The following is a 20,304-nucleotide window of genomic DNA, read 5'->3' as shown; positions in this document are numbered from 1 at the left end:
CCTCGCGGAAGGGACTTTCACCGGCCCATTGACCCGAGCCCTGAACGTCCGCTTCCAGGGGACGAAGGCCCGCGCCTCCCCAGACGCGGGCCTTCGTCGTACAACGGGTCCGCTGCGGCGGGGAGTTGAAAATCGCTCAAGAAGTGCACCGGAACCTGACGCGCCGTTCAACATCGTGTGTCAGACTGCCGCGGTGGTGGATCACGTCTTTACCGATCTCACGCTCGCCGCGCTCTACGACCGCCTCAATCCCTGGGGACCGGGTGACGACTTCTACCTCGGCCTGGTGCGGGAGGCCCGTTCCGTGCTGGACATCGGGTGCGGTACCGGGCAGTTGCTGCGGCGGGCGCGGGCCGAGGGGCACGGCGGCCGGCTGATGGGGCTCGATCCGGCCCCCGCCATGCTCGTACAGGCCAGGCGGGCCCGGCCGGACGTCGAGTGGGTGCTCGGGGACATGCGCACCCGGCTGTGGAACGGGGAGTTCGACCTCGTCGTCATGACCGGGCACGCCTTCCAGGAGCTGGTCGGGGACGAGGAGATCCGGCACTGTCTGCGAGGGGCCCGGGCGGCCCTCGGCGACGAGGGACGGTTCGTGTTCGAGACCCGCAACCCGGCCGCCCGCACCTGGGAGCGCTGGACCCCGGACCGGGTGTACGAGATCACCGCCGGCGACGGCACACCGGTGCGGGTGTGGTACGACGTGCACGGCGGGGGGCTCAGCGGGGGCCGGGTGCGGTTCACCGAGACCTACGACGGTGACGCATGGAAGGCCCCCCAGGTGTGCCCCGGCGTGCTGCGGTTCCTGGACGGGGAGTCCCTGGAGGGCTTTCTGGCCGAGGCCGGGCTCACGGTCGTCGAGCAGTACGGCGACTGGGGGCGGGGGCCGGTGACCCCCGCCAGCCCCGAGATCATCACGGTGGCCCGGCCCGCCTAGCTAGTCGGCGTCCTCCTCCAGTGCCGCCAGTGCCGGGTCCAGCACGATGTCCTCGTCCCGGGCCTCGGTCGTCGGCTCCTCCGGGAAGTGGCAGGCCGTCAGATGGCCGGCGTGGTTGCCGGAGATCTGGACCAGCGGCGGCTCCTCGGTCGCGCACTTGTCCTGCGCCTTCCAGCAGCGCGTACGGAAGCGGCAGCCCGAGGGCGGGGAGATGGGGGACGGCACGTCGCCGGCCAGGCGGATGCGCTCGCGGCCGCCCGTGTCCTCGTCCGACAGGTTCACCTCGGGCACGGCGGACAGCAGGGCGTGCGTGTACGGGTGGCGCGGCCGGGTGTAGATGGAGTCGCGGTCGCCCACCTCGATGATCTTGCCCAGGTACATGACCGCCACCCGCTGCGAGAAGTGGCGGACGACGGCCAGGTCGTGGGCGATGAAGACGAACGCGATGCCCAGTTCCTTCTGGACCTCCTGGAGCAGGTTCACCACCTGCGCCTGGATGGAGACGTCCAGCGCGGAGACCGGCTCGTCGGCGACGATCAGCTTCGGCTCCAGGGCGAGCGCCCTCGCCACGCCGATGCGCTGACGCTGACCGCCGGAGAACTCGTGCGGGAAGCGGTTGTAGTGCTCGGGGTTGAGGCCGACGATCTCCAGGAGTTCGCGGACCCGCTTCTCGCGGCCACCCTCGGGCTCGACCCCGTTGATCTCCATCGGACCCGAGATGATCTTGCCGACCGTCTGCCGCGGGTTCAGCGACGAGTACGGGTCCTGGAAGATCATCTGGATCTCGGAGCGGATCGGGGCGAGCTGCTTGCGCGTGGCGTGGCTGATGTCCTGCCCGCGGTAGGTGATCTTGCCGCTCGTCGGCTCCAGCAGGCGCGTGATCAGCCGGCCCGTGGTCGACTTGCCGCAACCCGACTCACCGACCAGGCCGAAGCTCTCCCCCGCGTGCACCGTGATGTCGACGCCGTCCACGGCCTGCACCGCGCCGATCGTCCGGCGGATCGGAAAGCCGCCCTTGACGGGGAAGTGCTTGGTCAGTCCGGAGACCCGCAGCAGCGGCTCCCCGTCCGCGCCGGCGCTCTTCTCGCGCGGGGCTGGGAGGACCATGTCCTCGGTCATGACGGTGTCCTCCTAGGACAACTGACGACTAGCCACTGACGGCTAGCCCAGACGGGGCTTGATCTCTTCGATGAAGATGGTCCGCTTCTGTTCCTCCGTGAGATGGCACGCGGAGGCCCGGTCCGGGGCGAGCAGCGGGCGCTCGCGCACACAGCGGCCCGTGCCCTCCACCCGCTCCGGATAGGTGCAGCGGGGGTGGAAGCGGCAGCCGGACGGCGGGTTGAGCAGCGACGGCGGGGCACCGGGGATCGGGGAGAGCTGGGCGCCGAGGTCGGAGTCCAGTCGCGGCATCGAGTTCAGCAGGCCCCAGGTGTAGGGATGACGCGGGGACCTGAGCACCTCGTCGACCGTGCCGCGCTCCACCGCGCTGCCCGCGTACATCACCATGATGTCGTCGGCCATGTCGGCGATCACCCCCAGGTCGTGGGTGATGAAGATGATGCCGGATCCGAACTCCTGCTGCAGGTCCTTGAGCAGATCGAGAATCTGCGCCTGGACCGTCACGTCCAGGGCGGTCGTCGGCTCGTCGGCGATCAGCAGGTCGGGGTCGCAGACCAGCGCCATGGCGATCATGGCACGCTGGCGCATACCGCCGGAGAACTGGTGCGGATAGTCCTTCGCCCGCTCCCTGGGGTTGGGGATGCCGACCTTGCCGAGCATCTCCACGGCGCGTTCCCAGGCCTGCTTCTTGGAGGCGCCGGTGTGCTTCATGTACGGCTCGGCGATCTGCCGGCCGACCGTGTAGTAGGGGGAGAGTGCGGTGAGCGGGTCCTGGAAGATCATGGCGGCCTTGTTGCCGCGCAGCTTCTCCAGCTCCGACTCGCGGGCTGTGGTCAACTCCCGCCCGTCGAGCAGGATCTCGCCCTCGACCGTGGTGAACATGGGGTTGTGCAGGCCGAGGATGGTCAGGTTGGTCACCGACTTGCCCGAGCCGGACTCCCCCACGATGCCGAGCGTCCTGCCGCGCTCCAGGTCGAAGGAGAGTCCGTCCACGGCCCGTACGACGCCGTCCTCGGTCCTGAAGCTGACGTGCAGGTCCCGTACCGAGAGCAGGGGACCGGTGCCGGCCGGGGTCGGAGCACCGGCCTCCTTGGTCAGAGTGGTCACGACAGTGCTCCTAGGACAGCCGCACGCGCGGGTCGATGAAGGCGTAGGCGGCGTCGACGACGATGTTGAACAGCAGGATCATGCTGGCGGAGAAGAGCATCACACCGAGCAGCAGCGGCAGGTCGCTGAAGAAGACGGACTGCACGGCGAGGTTGCCGAGGCCGGGCAGGCTGAAGGTGTACTCGGTGATGATGGCGCCGCCGAACAGCGAGCCGAGGTCGATGCCGAAGATGGTGACGATCGGGATCAGCGAACCCCGCCAGGCGTAGCGGAAGAAGACGTAACCGCGGGACATACCCTTCGCGCGGGCGGTGCGGACGTGTTCCTCCTGGAGCTGTTCGATCATCGAGGAGCGCGCCATACGGGTGTACTGCGCCGCGAAGATCGTGGAGAGGATCACCCAGGGGATGATCAGGCCGGTGAACCAGGAGGCCGGGTCATGGGTGAACTCGTTGTAGGCGGGCTTGTCGAACCAGTGGGTCTGGTAGACGAGGATCGCCAGGGCGAGCGGGCCGAGGAAGTAGATCTGCAGGGAGCTGATGACCATGGCGCCCGCGGTGGCCGTCTTGTCGATCAGCGTGCCGCGCCGCCAGGCGGCGAGCAGCCCGGTGCCGAGGCCGACGAACAGGAAGCACACGGCCGCGCCCAGGGTGAGGGAGACGGTGGTGGGCAGCCGGTCCATCAGGGTGGCCCAGACCTGCTCGTTGGTGTGGTACGAGTAGCCGAAGCAGGGGGCAGGGCACGGGCCCTGGGCGAACTGGTCGCTGCCCATGACGAGGTTGTGCAGAAAGATCCAGTACTGCTCGGTGATGGATTTGTCCAGGCCGAGCACATGGTGGATGTTCGCGATGCTGTCCGGGTTGCAGGTCTTGCCGCACATCATCAGCGCGGGGTCCCGGGGCACCCCGAAGAACAGCACGAACGTGACGATGCTCAGCAGGAACAGAATGACGACGGCACCGATGATCCGGCGGACGAGGAAGCGCAGCATGACAGGGCAGCTCTCAGACGTCGGCGGCCTTTGCGGTGCCCGGCGCGCCCCCTGCTCGGGAGCGCGCCGGGTACCGGACGGGGACGGTTACTTGATGAAGAGGCGACGCGGGTCGACCCCGCCGATCACGTCGTCGTAGACGAGGCCGCCGACCTTGGAGCCGGCGATCTGGGTCTGCTTGTAGTACGCGGTCGGGACGACGTTGACGACGTCCTTGACGATGTACTGGTCGAGCTTCTCCCACTCGGCCGCGGACTTGACCGGGTCGGTGATCTGGATGATCCGGTCAATCTCGCTGTTGATCTTCGGGTCGTTGACCTGCGAATAGTTCTGCGCGCCGTCGGCGATCACGCGGCCGTCGTACAGCGGCGGGATCACGGTCGAGGCGGACGGCCAGTCGGCACCCCACGCGGTGTGGAAGATGTCGTAGTTGTTGTTCAGCTTGGAGACCTGGTCGTAGTAGGTCTCGGCCGGGATCTCCTGGCGCTGGACGTCGAAGCCGGCCTTCTTCAGGCCCGCCGCCATGGCCGTGGAGTACTGCTGGCCCTCAGGGGTGTTGATGTAGCCGAAGGTCAGCTTCATGTTGAGCTTGCCGGCCTTCTTCAGCAGCTCCTTGGCCTTGGCCGGGTCACCGCCGGGGTTCTTCTTCTTGCCCCACGGGTCGAAGGAGGCGTCGTAGCCGGAGACGGTCGGGGAGATCAGACCGCCCGCGACCTCCATGGCGTCGTTGCCGCCGAAGGCGCGCACGAACGGGGTGATCGGCAGGGCGTAGGCGATGGCCTCGCGGATCGTCTTGTCCTTCATGGCCGGGTGGCTCATGTTGATGTTCATCTGGCCGACGTACGGCTGGTAGCCGGAGACCGTGCGCGACTTCATCTTCGCGTCGCGCAGCACCTGGGAGAGGTTGCCCGCGTCGACCTGGTTGTTGAAGCTGATGCCGGTCTGGTCGGCGCCACTGTCGGCGAGCAGGGCCTTGGTGGAGGTCTCGAACTGCTGGTTGAACGAGATGTTGAACTGGTCCACGTACTGGTGCCGGATCGGGTCCGTCTTCGCGTCCCAGTTCGTGTTCTTGACCAGCACCATCGACTTGCCGGACTTGAACGACTGGACCTTGTACGGGCCGGACACCACCGGGTTCTTGTCGTACCGCTCCTTGGTGTCACCCTTCTGCGAGACGACCGCGTAGCCGGACATGGCCAGCGCGTAGGGCAGGTCGGGGTGCGCCTTCTTGAAGTGGAAGACGATGGTTTTGTCGTCCGGGGTCTCCAGGACGGAGCTGGGCAGGTGCTTGCCCTTGTACGGACCGTCCTTGAGCAGCTTGCGGTAGTCGGCGCCCGAGGTGTCGGCCAGCCACTGCTGGACGTAGGTGGGGCCCTGGTTGATGAACGGCGCGAAGAGCCGCTCGATGCTCCAGCGGATGTCCTTGGACGTGATCGGCGTGCCGTCCTGGAACTTGATGCCGTCCTTCAGCGTGTACTTCCAGGTCTTGCCGCCGTCAGTGGTGGTGCCGGAGTCGGTGGCGAGGTCGCCGACCACCTCGTGCTGCTTGCCGTCGTTGCTGGTGGACTTGTAGCCCGTCAGGCCTCTGTGCAGCAGCTGCGCGAGCGACATCTCGTCGGAGACGTAGATCTGGCCCGGGTCGAGGTGCGCGTACGAGTCCCGCTGCAGCACCTCCATGGTGCCGCCGGACTTGGCGCCGGGCACGTCGGCCGCGGGGCCGGTGGAGTCCGCCGTGCCGCCGAACTTGATGGACGCCTGCTGCCGCTTGGCGTCCTGCTGGTCCTTCTTGTCGTTGGTGCCGGTGTCGCTGCCGCCCTTGCTGCAACCGGTGAGCACAAGAGCTCCGGCCGCGAGCACGGAGAGCGCGCTGTAGACGTGGCGTCCGCCCCTACTCATCACGAAGATTCCCACCCATTCTGTGTGTCACCAGTGCGTTCTATGTCTCACCAGTGCGAAAAGGACTGCTGGAAGTGCGCTGTGGTGCAGTGGAGTTGGTGCAGTGAAAGGTCAGCGCGCGGTCTTGGGATCGAAGGCGTCTCTGACCGAGTCCCCGAGCAGGTTGAACGCGACGACGAAGATGATCATCGATACGCCGGGGAAGAACATGTAGGTGATGTCGTTCCGCATCACCAGTTCGGTGGACGCCTTGGAGAACATCTGCCCCCAGTCCGGCGTCGGTTCGACGATGCCGACGCCCAGGAAGGACAGACCGGCCTCGGCCGTCACGAAACCGGGCAGCAGGTACGTCGCCTGCACCAGCAGCGGGGTGACGACGTTCGGCAGGATCTCCTTGCTGATGATCCGCCACGACGAGGCACCGCTGACCTTGGCCGCCTCGATGAACTCCCGTTCCCGCAGCGCGAGTGCGGTGCCGCGCAGGATACGCCCGAGACCCATCCAGCCCAGGAACCACTGGACGATGATCAGGGCCACCACCCGGACGTAGGTCGGCGTCTCGTCACGGGGACTGACGAACAAGGACACCACGACCGGCATGCTCGCGATGAAGAACAGCTGCGCCGGGAAGGCGAGCAGGAAGTCGATGACCCGGCCGATGAAGTAGTCGGTCTTGCCGCCGAGATAGCCGGCCGCGACACCGAGCAGGATGCCGGTCACCACGACGGCGACGGTGACGGCGACCGAGATCATCAGCGAGGTGCGGATGCCGTAGATCAGCTTGGTGAAGACGTCGTAGCCGTTTCCGGGTTCGAGACCGAACCAGAACTCGCTGCTGATACCACCGTTGGGATGCACCGGCACGCCGGCGCTGTCGAAGAGTTCCGGGCGCTCGTCCGCGTACACCGTGTACGGGTCCTTCCCGTACAGCTTGGCGATCAGCGGGGCGAGCAGTCCGACCAGGAAGAAGAAGCCCACGACGTAGGCCGAGATCACGCCGGTGCGGTCGCGCTTGAAGCGCAGCCACATCAGCTGGCCGGGGGACCGGCCTGCGAGCTTGACGGCTTCGCTCTTCGCCTCCGGCCCTGGTTCGCCGTCGACGACGACCGCAGTTCCGCCGCCCTCAATGTCGATAGGACTTGTCACGGTTCGTCCGTTTCACAGGTATGAGTGTGAGAGGTGCTCGGGTACTCCGAGAACGCGCGGAACCGCGAGGCGGACGCGCGTAGTTCTACAGCCGAATCACACCGCTGGAAGCGACGAACAGACCCACCTGGTGTTTGTGACACCGCGCATGGGGGTTCCTCCTCATGACTCCACATGTTCACCAACAGGAGAGGGTTTCCGTCTTCCCTCCGACACCCCTGACGGAGGGCCAGACACCCCCTGGTGCTCGTGAGTCGACGCGCTGTCCCCACAGTGCGAGACCCATTGACCCGAGCGCTACGCGGCTAACTATCTGCCATGGGTCGACCACCGACCACTGCCCGTAGATCTCAATTCAGTCACGGCTCACGGCTAGACCTTCCAAAATCTGGACAAACTGTTCGACCGAAGAAGGCGCGAAACGGACTTGTTACTTGGCTATCGGTCAGGGATCTCCGCATGTCGGACATGAGCCCCCGAAAACGGGTTGCGAAAAGCCCGGGTGCCCCCATTCTGGGGACACCCGGGCTCAATTGCCGGGCTCAACTGCTCCGGGATCAGCCGTGCTTGGCGCGGCTCGCGGCGCGCGCCCGCTCCCTCTGGTCGAGGTTGACCTTGCGGATGCGAACGGCCTCCGGGGTCACCTCGACGCACTCGTCGTCACGGCAGAACTCCAGCGACTGCTCCAGCGACAGCTTGCGCGGCGGCACGATCGACTCGGCCACATCGGCCGTCGAGGACCGCATGTTGGTGAGCTTCTTCTCCTTGGTGATGTTGACGTCCATGTCGTCGGAGCGGGAGTTCTCACCGACGATCATGCCCTCGTACACCTCGGTGCCCGGCTCCACGAAGAGCACGCCGCGCTCCTGTAGATTCGTCATCGCGAACGCGGTGACCGCGCCGGAGCGGTCGGCGACCAGCGAGCCGTTGTTACGGGTCTGCAGCGCACCGAACCAGGGCTCGTGGCCCTCGTGGATTGAGTGCCCGATACCGGTGCCGCGGGTCTGGGTCAGGAACTCGGTCCGGAAACCGATGAGTCCGCGCGAGGGCACGACGAACTCCATGCGCACCCAGCCGGAACCGTGGTTGGACATGTTGTCCATGCGGCCCTTGCGGACACCCATCAGCTGGGTGACGGCGCCCATGTGCTCCTCGGGCACGTCGATCGTCATGCGCTCGACCGGCTCGTAGACCTTGCCCTCGACGTCCTTGGTGACGACCTGCGGCTTGCCGACGGTGAGCTCGTAGCCCTCCCGGCGCATGGTCTCGACCAGGATGGCGAGCGCCAGCTCACCACGGCCCTGCACCTCCCAGGCGTCCGGGCGCTCGGTGTCCAGCACGCGCAGCGAGACGTTACCGATCAGCTCGCGGTCCAGGCGGTCCTTCACCTGGCGGGCGGTGACCTTGCGGTCCTTCACGGCCGCCTTCGCGTCGGCGCCCTTGCCGGTGCCGCCGCGGCCGACCAGCGGGGAGGTGTTCGTACCGATGACCATGGAGATCGCCGGCTCGTCGACCGTGATCAGCGGCAGCGGGACCGGGTTCTCGGTGTCGGCCAGGGTCTCGCCGATCATGATGTCCGGGATACCGGCGACCGCGCAGATGTCACCGGGGCCGGCCTTCTCCGCCGGCTTGCGGGTGAGCGCCTCGGTCATCATCAGTTCGGAGATGCGGACGTTGCCGATGGTGCCGTCGCGCTTGATCCACGCGACCGTCTGACCCTTGCGCAGCTCGCCCTGCTCGACCCGGAGCAGCGCGATACGGCCGAGGAAGTTGTCGGCGTCGAGGTTGGTGACGTGGGCCTGGAGCGGCGCGTCCTCCTCGTACGTCGGCGCGGGGATGTGCTCCAGGATCGTGGAGAAGAACGGCTCCAGGCTGTCGGAGTCCGCCGGGACCGTGCCGTTCTCCGGCTTGGTCAGCGAGGCGATGCCGTCACGGCCGCAGGCGTAGACGATCGGGAACTCGATCTGCTCCTCGTCCGCGTCCAGGTCCAGGAAGAGGTCGTAGGTCTCGTTGACGACCTCGTCGATCCGGGCGTCCGGGCGGTCCGTCTTGTTGATGCACAGGATGACGGGGAGGCGGGCCTGCAGCGCCTTGCGCAGCACGAACCGGGTCTGCGGCAGCGGACCCTCGGAGGCGTCCACCAGCAGCACGACACCGTCCACCATGGACAGACCGCGCTCGACCTCGCCACCGAAGTCGGCGTGGCCGGGGGTGTCGATGATGTTGATGGTGATCGGGTCCCCGCCGTCCTTCGGGTGATACTTCACCGCGGTGTTCTTGGCGAGGATCGTGATGCCCTTCTCACGCTCCAGGTCGTTCGAGTCCATCATGCGGTCGTCGACGCCTTCGAGCTGGTGGGCGGCGAACGCGCCGGCCTGCTTCAGCATGCCGTCGACGATGGTGGTCTTGCCGTGGTCGACGTGGGCGACGATGGCGACGTTGCGGATGTCGTGGCGCGTGGCCATAGTGCGACGAACTCCCGGAGTGTGAGGATTGCCCTGCGCGTACGTCTGTGTCGCGCGGGTCCTGCCGGGCTGGACACGCCACGGCCTCACCCCATGGTACGTGGCCCCGAGGGAGTCGGCTTCCTCGGGGCCGTGTGATGACCTCCATGGAGGTCAGCTGGGTGAAGGTGAGCCGGCCGGACCGGCCGGGGGCCTCGCGCCCTTCTTCAGAAAGCCCATGTCCTCGTAGACCGGTGTCTGGAATCCGAACGCCCCCGCGTTGACCAGGTTCTTCCGTACGGCGACGAGCTGAGGCCGCTGATACAGCGGGATCGACCCCGCCGTGGCCCAGATCCGCGAGTCCGCCTTGCGGATCAGCGACACCTCGTCGCCCTCGTCCAAGGTGGCCACGGCCTCGTCGAACAGCTGGTCCACCTGGTCCGTGCCGACCCGCGTGTAGTTCTGCTCGACGTTCACCGAGCCGTCCGCCGCCGGCACCGGCTTCGTGTACACCGGCCGGTCGTCCGTCGCCGGGAACGCGGAGGACGGCCAGGAGTACAGCGCGAGGTCGTAGTCGCCGGAGGCGATGTGGTCCTTGAAGTAGCTCGCGTCCGGGACTTTGCTGATCGTGGTGCGGATGCCGACCCGCTCCAGCATGGCCGAGATCCGCTCGGCGACCGAGTTCAGCGTCTCGGAGCCGGCGCCGGCCGGGAGGACGAAGCGGAGCAGGAGCGGCTTGCCGTCCTTGGCGAGCGGCTGCACGGCCGCGGCCGCCGGCGCGGCCGTGCCCTGCGGAGCGTACGCACCCTGTGCACCGCCCTGCTTGCCCTCTCGAGCCAGGTGCCGGTCACCGCCGTCGTCCCGTCCGCCGCTCTTGTTGTCCTCGCCGACGATGTACTCGCCGTCCTTGCCGCCGTCGGACTTCTTCTCGTGCTTGCTCTTGTCGTGCTCGGGGCCGGCCGCCTTCTGGGTCTTCTTCTGCTCCTTGACCGGGCCGCCCGGCACCCAGCCGGCGTCGGCGAGCAGCGCCTGCGCCGCCTTGGTGTCCAGGCCGCCGATCGCGCCGCTGTTGTCGGCGTACGCGGGCTGCCCGGACAGGGCCAGATGGCTGCCGACCGGGACGGCGGGCAGGCCCAGCGGGGTGAGCACCAGCCGGGCCAGTTCCCGGCGGTCCAGGGCGCGGGCGACGGCCCGGCGGACGCGTTCGTCGGCGAGGGGGCCCGTGGAGCCGTTCAGGGCGAGCTGGGTGTAGGCGGGCTCCAGCGACTTGCGGACCTCGATGCCGCGCAGCGCCTCCTGGTCGTCCAGGTACCGGGAGACGGCCTTGCGCAGTTTCTTCACGGAGGTCTTGCCGGAGCCCTGCAACGGGTTCGCGGTGCGGCGGGCGGCGAGCCCGATCCGCTGGGCGTCCGCGGGGTCGACGTCGGCGAGGTCCACGCTGCCGTCGGCGAGCGCGGCGGCCCGCTTGTCGCGGGGCACGGCGTGCAGCACGATCTCGTCCAGCTTGGCGGGCTTGCCCCACCAGCGCGGGTTGCGGGTGAGGACGACGTCCTTCTTGGCGGTGTCGACCTTGTTCACCGTGTAGGGCCCGGCGGTGACCTTCAGATTGCGGCGGGCGCCGTCGTTGAAGGCGTCCGGGGTGCCCATGACGTCCTTCGGGTACAGCGGGGAGAACAGCGACTTCCAGTCGGCGTAGGGGCGGGCGAAGGTGACCCGGACCTGGAGGTCGTTGGCGCCGCGCTCGATCTTCTCGATGCGGTCGTAGCCGGCGTTGCGGGCAGTCCAGTAGGCGCTGTTCTTCCCGGCCAGGGCGCGCCACTGGGCGAGGAAGTCGGCGGCGCCGATCTCCCGGCCGTCGCTCCAGACGGCCTGCTGGTTCAGCTTGTACAGCACGACCTGGCGCGGCTCGGTCTCGATGACCTTGGCCGACTCCAGATAGGCGGGGTTGGGCACCGGCCGGCCACTGGCGTCCAGCCGGAACATCGAGGGCAGGACGGCCTGGGCGACGCGGCTGGTGCCGGCGTCGGCGTCGGCCTGGAAGGCGTTCAGGGTCTCGGGCAGGGCGTCGACGGCCCACTTCAGCGTGCCGCCGTCGGCGACCAGGCCACGGGCGACCGGAGCGATGTCCTGCCCGGCGAGCGGCTTGCTGACCTTTTCCTCGGAGCTGCACCCGGCAAGGAACGGCACCGCGAGCGCGCCCGCGGTCAGGAAGGAAACCGAGCGCATCACCGCACGCTGTCCGACGCCGTCGTGGGACATCTCTGCTACCTCCGGGAAGCCGCTGGTTTATGCTCACATTTGTCGGTATATGGAGCTGATCACCTTTGGCGGTATTTTGAGCTGATCAGATCTATGCGACCCACTGAAGAGGAAAGGATCCGGCCACAACGGGCGACACGGCGACCACGGGCGGTTACCCCACCCGTGCGGCGCAACACCACCCGAGATGCACCAGTGCGCCTCCGCCAATCGCTGCACACGCCTTCACATCGGCGGGTGTGACGCGCAACACTCCAAGGCGCATGAACGTTGCCACCAGGGTCCGCCGGACCCGCGGAAGTGAGGGCAAGTCATGTCCGTGCACGACGACATCACCTCGGTCCAGCGCTCCCTCGACGACCTGAACCGGTCGCTGGGACGCCTGGAACACCAGCTCGGCCGCGGCGGCCTGGAGATGCGCCGGGTCCGACTGGACGCCGACCATCTGCGCGAGAGCCTGGCGCTGCTGCGTGAGGCTGCCGACACCCGGGAGACGCCGCGCCGCCCCGACCTCGTCACCATCTCCGACACGCCGTACGACACCAGCCTGTGGGTCGGCTCGGACGACGAGGGCCTGGGCGCCCGCGACCGGCGCGCCCCCTGATCCCCGACGACCGGAGCCTGCCTTGGCCACTGGTACGGAACCCCAACAGAACAGCGGCGGCGTACGGACCACTGCGCGCGCCGCGCTCACCGCCCCGCATCTGCGGACCGACCGCTGGTGGCTGGCGCCCGCCGTCACCGCGGCCGGTCTGCTGGCCTTCGTCGTCTACTCGACCTGGCGGGCCTTCGCAGGCGCGGACTACTACGCGGCGCCGTACGTCTCGCCGTTCTACTCACCGTGCCTGGCGAGCAACTGCAAGACCATGCACGCGGGGCCGAACGCCGATCTCTTCGGGAGCTGGTGGGGCATCTCCCCCGCGATCATCATCCTGATCTTCCCGCTCGGCTTCCGGCTGACCTGCTACTACTACCGCAAGGCGTACTACCGCAGCTTCTGGGCGTCCCCGCCCGCCTGCGCGGTGGCCGAGCCGCACCGGACGTACACCGGCGAGACCCGCTTCCCGCTGATCCTGCAGAACGTCCACCGGTACTTCTTCTACGCGGCCCTGCTGGTCGCCGGCGTACTCACCTACGACACCGTGCTGGCCTTCCGGGACACGCACTACCGCTGGGGCCACATGGGGCTCGGCACCCTGGTGTTCCTGGCCAACATCGTGCTGATCTGGGCGTACACCATCTCCTGTCACTCCTGCCGGCACATCGTCGGCGGCAAGCTCAAGCACTTCTCCAGACACCCCGTGCGCTACAAGACGTGGCAGTTCGTCGGCAGGCTCAACGCCCGGCACATGCAGCTGGCCTGGGCGTCGCTGGTGAGCGTGGCGCTCGCCGACTTCTACGTCTATCTCGTCGCGTCCGGGGTCTTCGCCGACCCGCGCTTCTTTTAGGAACAGGTGAGCCGTCTTATGTCCGTGGTGGACCGCCAGGAGTGGGACGTCGTCGTGGTCGGTGCCGGCGGCGCCGGGCTGCGGGCCGCGATCGAGGCGCGCGAGCGGGGCGCCCGTACGGCGGTGATCTGCAAGTCCCTGTTCGGCAAGGCGCACACGGTGATGGCCGAGGGCGGTATCGCGGCGGCCATGGCCAACGCCAACGAGCACGACAACTGGCAGGTGCACTTCCGCGACACCATGCGCGGCGGCAAGTTCCTCAACCAGTGGCGGATGGCCGAGCTGCACGCGCAGGAGGCCCCGGACCGGGTGTGGGAGCTGGAGACCTGGGGCGCGCTGTTCGACCGTACGAAGGGCGGCCGGATCTCCCAGCGCAACTTCGGCGGCCACGAGTACCCGCGGCTCGCGCACGTCGGCGACCGTACCGGCCTGGAGCTGATCCGCACGCTCCAGCAGAAGATCGTCGCCCTGCAGCAGGAGGACTTCAAGGAGACCGGGGACTACGAGTCCCGGCTGAAGATCTTCCAGGAGTGCACGGTCACCCGGGTCCTGAAGGACACGGCATCCGATAGCGGCTCCGCCGCGGGCCGGGTCTCCGGCGTCTTCGCCTACGAGCGTGAGACCGGCCGCTTCTTCGTCCTGGAGGCCCCCGCGGTCGTGGTCGCGACCGGCGGCATCGGCAAGTCCTTCAAGGTCACCTCGAACTCGTGGGAGTACACGGGTGACGGGCACGCGCTCGCCCTGCTCGCGGGTGCACCCCTGCTGAACATGGAGTTCGTGCAGTTCCACCCGACGGGCATGGTCTGGCCGCCGTCGGTGAAGGGCATCCTCGTCACCGAGTCGGTGCGCGGCGACGGCGGGGTCCTCAGGAACTCCGAGGGCAAGCGGTTCATGTTCGACTACATCCCGGACGTCTTCAAGGAGAAGTACGCCGAGTCGGAGGAGGAGGCCGACCGGTGGTACGAGGACCCGGAAAACAACCGGCGCCCACCGGAACTCCTCCCCCGCGACGAGGTGGCCCGCGCCATCAACGCCGAGGTCAAGGCGGGCCGGGGCTCGCCGCACGGCGGGGTCTTCCTGGACGTGTCCACGCGGATGCCCGCCGAGGTGATCCGGCGCCGGCTGCCCTCCATGTACCACCAGTTCAAGGAGCTGGCGGACGTCGACATCACGGCGGAGGCCATGGAGGTCGGCCCGACCTGTCACTACGTGATGGGCGGCATCGCGGTCGACTCCGACACGGCGGCGGCGCGCGGGATGCCGGGCCTGTTCGCGGCCGGTGAGGTGGCCGGCGGTATGCACGGCTCCAACCGCCTCGGCGGCAACTCCCTCTCCGACCTGCTGGTCTTCGGGCGCCGCGCGGGCTGGCACGCGGCGGAGTACGCGCAGGGACTGGCGTACCAGCGCCCGCCGGTGGACGACGCCCAGGTCAACACGGCAGCGGCGGAGGCCCTGCGGCCGTTCTCCGCGGAGGCCGACCGGGAGGGCGAGGCCGGCCCGCCGGAGAACCCCTACACCCTGCACCAGGAACTGCAGCAGACCATGAACGACCTGGTCGGCATCATCCGCCGCGAGGGCGAGATGGAGCGCGCCCTGCACAAGCTCGCCGAGCTGCGCGTGCGCGCCCGCCGCGCCGGGGTCGAGGGCCACCGCCAGTTCAACCCCGGCTGGCATCTGGCGCTGGACCTGCGGAACATGCTGCTGATCAGCGAGTGCGTGGCCCGTGCGGCCCTGGAGCGCACCGAGTCGCGCGGCGGCCACACCCGCGAGGACCACCCCACGATGGACCGCAAGTGGCGCAACGTGAACCTGCTGTGCGCCCTCGCCGACCCCACCGGCGGCCTCGCGGCGACCGACCCCGGCCGCGGCCAGATCCGCCTCACCCGTGAGACCACCGCCCCCATCCGCCCGGACCTGCTCGCCCTCTTCGAGAAGGAGGAGCTGGTCAAGTACCTCGCCGAAGAGGAGCTGTACGAGTGAGCAGCTACGAGGCCCGCTTCAAGGTGTGGCGGGGTGACACCGAGGGCGGGGGCCTTACGGACTTCGCCGTCGAGGTGAACGACGGCGAGGTGGTCCTGGACATCATCCACCGCCTCCAGGCCACCCAGGCGCCCGATCTGGCCGTGCGCTGGAACTGCAAGGCCGGCAAGTGCGGTTCGTGCTCGGCGGAGATCAACGGCCGCCCCCGGCTGATGTGCATGACCCGCATGTCGGTCTTCGACCGGGCGGAGACGATCACGGTGACCCCGATGAGGGGATTCCCGGTGGTCCGGGATCTGGTGACGGACGTCGGGTTCAACTACCGGAAGGCGCGGGAGGTCCCCGCCTTCGTCCCGCCCGCCGGTCTGGGCGCCGGTGAGTACCGGATGATGCAGGAGGACGTGGACCGCTCGCAGGAGTTCCGCAAGTGCATCGAGTGCTTCCTGTGTCAGGACACGTGCCATGTCGTCCGTGACCACGAGGAGAACAAGACGGCGTTCGCGGGCCCGCGTTTCCTGATGCGGATCGCCGAACTCGACATGCACCCGCTGGACGCGGCCGCCGAGACCGGCCTGGACCGCAAGCGCACGGCCCAGGACGACCACGGCCTCGGCTACTGCAACATCACCAAGTGCTGCACCGAGGTCTGCCCCGAGGGCATCAAGATCACCGACAACGCCCTGATCCCCCTGAAGGAGCGCGCGATCGACCGCAAGTACGACCCGCTGGTGTGGCTCGGCTCGAAGATCAGGAGACGGTCCTCGTAGCACCGTCCCGCGGCGTGCGGCCGGGGCGCTGGGCCAGCGTCTGCAGACCCAGCGCCCCCATGAACACGAACCAGCCGATGAGGGGCAGCAGATCGAACCTGTTGGGGAGGATCCCGAGGAACATCCAGAGGGACAGCCCGGCCGCACCGATCAACTGCCCGTACCCCCACAGCTTCGGCCGCAGGATCCGGTGCCGGCCGAGCGGGATCACCCAGCCGGTCGTGATGCCCGCGACGCCGAACGCCACCATGAGCGCCACGACCAGCGCGGCGGCCACCACCAGGAACATGTGCATGCCCATCATGCTCCCACCAGAGCCAGGGCCTCGGCCAGGTTGTACTCCGCGATCCCGCGCATGGATTCCGCAAAGGGAAAGTCGCCGTCGAGCAGCCGCAGCGGACCGGCGACGAGGTTGAGGTGCATGGCCAGCCGGTACAGCCGCAGCCGGTCCTCGTCCAGGCCGCCGTCGCGCAGGGCGTCGTAGTGCGGCCCGAAGCGCAGCCGCAGAAAGACGTGCTCCCACTCGGCGTCGAAGTACATCAGCCCTTCGATGTCGATCAAGGCGGGACGGCCGTCGGCGTCCAACAGGACGTGATCCGGGCCGAGTTCCCCATGGACGAGGGTGTGACCGGCGGTGCGCGGACGGACCCGGTCGGCGAGGCGGCGCACGGCGTCCTCCAGCTGCTCCCGGGCGGCGGCGACCCGCGGGTCGCGTACGGCGGTCTCGGCGATGTCGGACAGGGCCCGGTCGCTGACGAGCCCGGCGCAGGAGGCGCCGTAGGAGGTGCCGCCGCCGTCGACCAGCGCGACCTTCCCGTAGCCGGCGGAGCGGCAGCCGCGCAGGGTCCGCAGGGCCTCGGCGAACTCCCGCAGCGCCGGGCCCGCGGCGTCCGGGTCCCGGCGCAGGGCCGCCTCCAGGCTGCCGCCGGGCAGGTCCTCGACCACGGCCGCGGCCGCTTCGGGGTCCACGTGGAGCAGGCGCGGGGTGCGGACGCCGGCGGCCATGAGACGGTCGTGGGAGGCGGTGAACAGATCGAGTCCGGAGGCGTGCGAGAAGGGGTCGCGGGGGTCGGCGTCCGGCTGGTCCCAGTAGTCCTCGTCCGGCGACCAGACGTAGGCGATCGCGGTGCCGCCGTCGTCGAGGCGGAGCCGGTAGACACCCTTCTTGGAGCCGCCGCGCAGCCGGGTGACGGCCGTGAGCGCACGGTGCCGGCCCAGGGCGGCACGGGCGAGCGGGGTGAGGACGGCGACGGTCCTGTGCTGTCGTGTTCCGGTCACCGGACCCAGTCTTCCCGATTCACCGGACCCAGTCTTCCCGATAGGCCGTCCAGTCCGCCTCGGTGGCCGCGAAGTCGACGTAGAGGGCGACGCCGAAGCGGGCCCGGTCCTTGTCGGTGCGGGACAGACCGAGGCGGACCCCGCGCACGGCCGCCGGGACGGTCTCGGCGTGGGCCCAGTGGCCGAAGCGGTTCTCGTGGTAGAAGGGCAGGCCCATGAGGAGGTCGGTGGACTCGGGGGTGACCTCCAGGGCCAGCGAGGTCTGCTGGGCGACATAGCCGCCGTACAGGCTCTGCAACGGCTGCATGGTGTCGTACGACATCACCGCGATCTGGTCGACGCGGCGCGCGACCTGCCCGAAGTAGGCCTGCGACCACCACTTGGGATGGCCGGTGACCGTACCCCACACGGAGTGGAGGGCCGGGAGCGGATCGATCTGGTGGGCGGCGACGGAGAGCAGGGCGTGGCGGGCGCGGGTGACACCGTGCAGGGCGTCCAGGAGAGCGAGGTAGTTCCGGTCACCGGAGTGCAGGGGCTCCAGGTCGAAGTGGGCGCCCTGGAAGCCGGCGTCCAGGATGTGACGGGTGGACCCGACCACGGCGGAGCGGGTCGCGGGGCGCTCCAGGTGCATGGCGTACGGCTTCTCGGGGGCCACCTCGTCGCCGAGCCAGGCCTGGACGCGGATACGCGGCGCTCTGCCGTGCAGGGTCCTGATCAGCCAACGCGCCTTGGGGTACGCCGACTCCGGGAGCGTGCCGTCGTGTTCCAGCGGGCCCGCGTGGACGTACAGGTCGCGGATGCCGGTGTCGCGCAGGCGGCTGACCAGGGCGGTGACGTCGGCGTCGGTCTTGCGGCCGTCGACCCAGGCGTGGCCGAGCCAGATGGCGTCACGGTTTCGGGTGTACGTGCCGTGGTCGGGGGTGCCGGTGCAGTTGAGGCGGAGCGCGGTCTCCGCGGCGAGGGTGGGGAGGAGCAGGAGGAGGACGAGGGCGAGCGCGGTGCGCCTCAGGGTGCGAGGCCATCTGCGTTTCCGGCTCGGATCGGCGGGGCGGCTTTCGTCGTCTGGTGCGGGTGGGTTCGGTGGGGCGTTCTCGGGGTCGGGTGCGGATGGGTTCTCGAGGGTCTCCTCGGCGTCGGGTGCGGACGGGCCCTGTGGGGCGTCCTCGGCGTCGGAGGCCTCAGGCCGTCGCGGTGTGAGCTCGCCCGCTTCCCCGCCCATTCCCTCCCCGTCCGCCATGGCTCCGTCGGTCGTCGCGCGGTCGCTGCCTCTGGTGTCCATTCCTGACCCCCTGCCCATCCCGTCCCCCACCCGTATCCGTCCCGCTCGCGAAGGCGTCTACCTGCCCATACGCTCCGAAATGTGACGTCCTCCCTGATCCGTGGCCGGCCTCGGCGCGCCAAGGCGCACATATGGGTGCGGGTGGCGCATGCCCTGCTCGGTGTCGTGGTCGGGACCGGGTGGCTGGTGTTGCCGGTGATGACGGTCGGTGCGCAAGATCCGGTTCCCGTGGCGCCCACCGGCACCGCAGCGAGCGCCGCCGCGCCGCAGCAGGACGAGACGTCCACCACCGACCTCGTGCTGCCCCTGATCGCGGTGGTCGCCGCCGTGGGGCTGGCCGGATACAGCTACCTGCGCCGCACCCGCCGCGCCCGTACCCGTACGACCCCCGGGATCGTCTCCGCCGCCCCGCCCGCGCCCACGCCGACCGACACCGAGCGTCAGGCGCGCGCCGCGCTGGTCCTGGCCGACGACTGTGTGCGCACGAGTCGGGATGAACTCTCCTTCGTCCAGGCGCACTTCGCGGAGACCGAGACCGAGCCCTTCGTCCATGCGCTGCGGGCCGCCGAGACCGAACTGGCGGCCGCGTGCGCGATCTGGCGGCGGTACGAGCAGGGGGTGCCGGGGGACGACGCGGCCCGGCGGCAGGCGCTGGTCGGCGTGGTCGGCCGGTGCGCGGAGGCGGGACGCCGGCTGGATGCGGTGGCCCCCGCCCTGGATGGGCTGCGGGAGCTGGAGGGGCCGGGGCTGGCCGGGGCGCTGGCGGTCACCGAGGGGCGGTTCCGGGAGCTGACGGGGCGGACGCTGACCGCCGAGGACACCCTGACCGCCCTGCACGACCGCTGCACGCCCGCGGCCGTCGCGCCCGTCACCGGGTATCTGGAACAGGCCAAGGACCGGCTGGTGTTCGCCACCACGCGGCTCAACGAGGCCCGACAGGAGGCCGACGCGGGCGGCGACGTGCGGGCCGCCGGGCGGCTGCGCGCCGCCGAGGGCGCGGTGGCCCAGGCCGATGTCCTGGTCACCGGGGTGGAGCGGCTCGCCGCGGAGCTACGGGAGGCGGCGGAACTGGTGCCGGCCGCCCTGACCGGCGCGGAGGCGGAGATCGCGGCGGTCCGGAAAGGGGGCGTGCCGGGTCATCTGACCAGCGGTGAGCTGCACGCCCGGCTGGCCCACGCGGACGCCGTGCTGGCCGCCGTACGGGAGCAGCTGACGGCGGGCTCGTACGACCCGCTGGACGCCCTGCGCCGGATCGCGCGGGCGGTGGAGCGGCTGGAGACGGGCCACGCCGGTGCGCCGTCCGCCGCGGCGCTGCTCGTGGCGAGGAGTTCCGTCGCCGGGGCGGAGGACTTCGTCACGGTGCACCGGGGCGCGGTGGGCCCGGAAGCGCGGGTCCGCCTGGCGGAGGCGGCACGCGAACTGGGCGCGGACCACGCCGGCCAGGCCGACGCCTTGGCCCGCGAGGCCCGGGAGCTGGCCGAACGGAACGTACGGGCCCACGGCAACCCGCACACGAGCGCCGACGGAGACGCCCCGGGTCTGGCCGCCGCGGTCCTGGGCGGAGTCCTCCTGGCAGAGGACCCGGACGGGGGGCCACCGGCGAGCTACGGAGGACCGCAGACGCGGGGCCGCCACCGCTTCTCGGCACCGGCCTAG

The 20,304-nt window shown here is 69.4% G+C and carries 16 protein-coding genes; 6 read left to right on the top strand and 10 right to left on the bottom strand.

The features are described 5' to 3' along the window. The first annotated feature begins 193 nt into the window (after window positions 1–193). Window positions 194–934 (top strand): methyltransferase domain-containing protein, encoded by a 741-nt coding sequence (locus tag AB0M27_RS15505; protein WP_365721835.1) that lies wholly within the window; start codon window positions 194–196, stop codon window positions 932–934. Here AB0M27_RS15505 and AB0M27_RS15500 read toward each other — a convergent pair whose 3' ends face one another. The 7 genes from AB0M27_RS15500 to AB0M27_RS15470 form a co-directional block, all read right to left on the bottom strand. Further along, on the bottom strand, window positions 935–2,053 hold the full coding sequence (locus tag AB0M27_RS15500) for a dipeptide ABC transporter ATP-binding protein (protein ID WP_365721833.1): 1,119 nt from the start codon (window positions 2,051–2,053) through the stop codon (window positions 935–937). A 42-nt stretch (window positions 2,054–2,095) separates the two neighbouring features. Further along, the gene (locus tag AB0M27_RS15495; RefSeq protein WP_365721831.1) at window positions 2,096–3,160 is read right to left on the bottom strand and encodes an ABC transporter ATP-binding protein; all 1,065 of its coding nucleotides are present in this window, start codon (window positions 3,158–3,160) and stop codon (window positions 2,096–2,098) included. A 10-nt stretch (window positions 3,161–3,170) separates the two neighbouring features. Further along, window positions 3,171–4,151: an ABC transporter permease gene (locus tag AB0M27_RS15490; RefSeq protein ID WP_365721829.1), complete on the bottom strand. Its 981-nt coding sequence runs from the start codon at window positions 4,149–4,151 to the stop codon at window positions 3,171–3,173. 87 nt (window positions 4,152–4,238) lie between these two features. Continuing rightward, window positions 4,239–6,047: an ABC transporter substrate-binding protein gene (locus tag AB0M27_RS15485; protein WP_365721827.1), complete on the bottom strand. Its 1,809-nt coding sequence runs from the start codon at window positions 6,045–6,047 to the stop codon at window positions 4,239–4,241. Window positions 6,048–6,158: 111 nt separating this feature from the next. Further along, window positions 6,159–7,193 carry an ABC transporter permease gene (locus AB0M27_RS15480; protein ID WP_365721825.1) on the bottom strand — a complete coding sequence of 345 codons (1,035 nt, stop codon included), beginning with the start codon at window positions 7,191–7,193 and terminating at the stop codon, window positions 6,159–6,161. Between the two features lie 557 nt (window positions 7,194–7,750). After that, window positions 7,751–9,658, bottom strand: a complete 1,908-nt coding sequence (gene typA, locus AB0M27_RS15475) for a translational GTPase TypA (RefSeq protein WP_365721823.1) — start codon at window positions 9,656–9,658, stop codon at window positions 7,751–7,753. Between the two features lie 153 nt (window positions 9,659–9,811). Next, complete coding sequence (locus AB0M27_RS15470) at window positions 9,812–11,896, bottom strand: ABC transporter family substrate-binding protein (RefSeq protein WP_365721821.1); 2,085 nt, start codon at window positions 11,894–11,896, stop codon at window positions 9,812–9,814. Window positions 11,897–12,209: 313 nt separating this feature from the next. Between AB0M27_RS15470 and AB0M27_RS15465 the strand changes: the two genes are divergently transcribed. Genes AB0M27_RS15465 through AB0M27_RS15450 form a run of 4 tightly spaced genes read left to right on the top strand, consistent with a single transcriptional unit; the run spans window position 12,210 to window position 16,091 of the window. Next, window positions 12,210–12,500: a hypothetical protein gene (locus AB0M27_RS15465; protein WP_365721819.1), complete on the top strand. Its 291-nt coding sequence runs from the start codon at window positions 12,210–12,212 to the stop codon at window positions 12,498–12,500. Window positions 12,501–12,522: 22 nt separating this feature from the next. Further along, window positions 12,523–13,344, top strand: a complete 822-nt coding sequence (locus AB0M27_RS15460) for a hypothetical protein (RefSeq protein ID WP_365721817.1) — start codon at window positions 12,523–12,525, stop codon at window positions 13,342–13,344. Between the two features lie 18 nt (window positions 13,345–13,362). Then, window positions 13,363–15,324 carry a fumarate reductase/succinate dehydrogenase flavoprotein subunit gene (locus AB0M27_RS15455; RefSeq protein WP_365721815.1) on the top strand — a complete coding sequence of 654 codons (1,962 nt, stop codon included), beginning with the start codon at window positions 13,363–13,365 and terminating at the stop codon, window positions 15,322–15,324. Next, on the top strand, window positions 15,321–16,091 hold the full coding sequence (locus AB0M27_RS15450) for a succinate dehydrogenase/fumarate reductase iron-sulfur subunit (RefSeq protein WP_365721813.1): 771 nt from the start codon (window positions 15,321–15,323) through the stop codon (window positions 16,089–16,091). Before AB0M27_RS15455 ends, AB0M27_RS15450 begins: the two co-directional genes overlap by 4 nt. Here the strand turns inward: AB0M27_RS15450 and AB0M27_RS15445 are convergent. The 3 genes from AB0M27_RS15445 to AB0M27_RS15435 are packed head-to-tail and all read right to left on the bottom strand — an operon-like array spanning window position 16,072 to window position 18,648. Beyond that, entirely contained in the window at window positions 16,072–16,386 is a 315-nt protein-coding gene (locus tag AB0M27_RS15445) for a hypothetical protein (protein ID WP_365721811.1), read from the bottom strand. The genes AB0M27_RS15450 and AB0M27_RS15445 overlap by 20 nt on opposite strands. A 5-nt stretch (window positions 16,387–16,391) precedes the next feature. Then, window positions 16,392–17,369: a phosphotransferase gene (locus tag AB0M27_RS15440; RefSeq protein WP_365721809.1), complete on the bottom strand. Its 978-nt coding sequence runs from the start codon at window positions 17,367–17,369 to the stop codon at window positions 16,392–16,394. 19 nt (window positions 17,370–17,388) lie between these two features. Then, window positions 17,389–18,648 carry a hypothetical protein gene (locus AB0M27_RS15435; RefSeq protein ID WP_365721807.1) on the bottom strand — a complete coding sequence of 420 codons (1,260 nt, stop codon included), beginning with the start codon at window positions 18,646–18,648 and terminating at the stop codon, window positions 17,389–17,391. An 81-nt stretch (window positions 18,649–18,729) separates the two neighbouring features. On the opposite strand from AB0M27_RS15435, the gene AB0M27_RS15430 reads away from it, so the two are divergent. Continuing rightward, window positions 18,730–20,304, top strand: a complete 1,575-nt coding sequence (locus tag AB0M27_RS15430; RefSeq protein WP_365721805.1) for a hypothetical protein — start codon at window positions 18,730–18,732, stop codon at window positions 20,302–20,304.

The sequence above is a fragment of the Streptomyces sp. NPDC052107 genome (assembly GCF_040680215.1).
Classification (GTDB): domain Bacteria; phylum Actinomycetota; class Actinomycetes; order Streptomycetales; family Streptomycetaceae; genus Streptomyces.
The sequence above is the reverse complement of the archived record's forward strand: the minus strand, read 5'-3'. Positions and strand labels throughout refer to the sequence as shown.

Coding starts and splice junctions, on each gene's coding strand:
- AB0M27_RS15500 (WP_365721833.1), bottom strand. CDS start 2,053: ATGACCGAGGACATGGTCCTCCCAGCCCCGCGCGAGAAGAGCGCCGGC.
- AB0M27_RS15490 (WP_365721829.1), bottom strand. CDS start 4,151: ATGCTGCGCTTCCTCGTCCGCCGGATCATCGGTGCCGTCGTCATTCTG.
- AB0M27_RS15485 (WP_365721827.1), bottom strand. CDS start 6,047: ATGAGTAGGGGCGGACGCCACGTCTACAGCGCGCTCTCCGTGCTCGCG.
- typA (WP_365721823.1), bottom strand. CDS start 9,658: ATGGCCACGCGCCACGACATCCGCAACGTCGCCATCGTCGCCCACGTC.
- AB0M27_RS15470 (WP_365721821.1), bottom strand. CDS start 11,896: ATGTCCCACGACGGCGTCGGACAGCGTGCGGTGATGCGCTCGGTTTCC.
- AB0M27_RS15465 (WP_365721819.1), top strand. CDS start 12,210: ATGTCCGTGCACGACGACATCACCTCGGTCCAGCGCTCCCTCGACGAC.
- AB0M27_RS15455 (WP_365721815.1), top strand. CDS start 13,363: ATGTCCGTGGTGGACCGCCAGGAGTGGGACGTCGTCGTGGTCGGTGCC.
- AB0M27_RS15445 (WP_365721811.1), bottom strand. CDS start 16,386: ATGCACATGTTCCTGGTGGTGGCCGCCGCGCTGGTCGTGGCGCTCATG.
- AB0M27_RS15435 (WP_365721807.1), bottom strand. CDS start 18,648: ATGGACACCAGAGGCAGCGACCGCGCGACGACCGACGGAGCCATGGCG.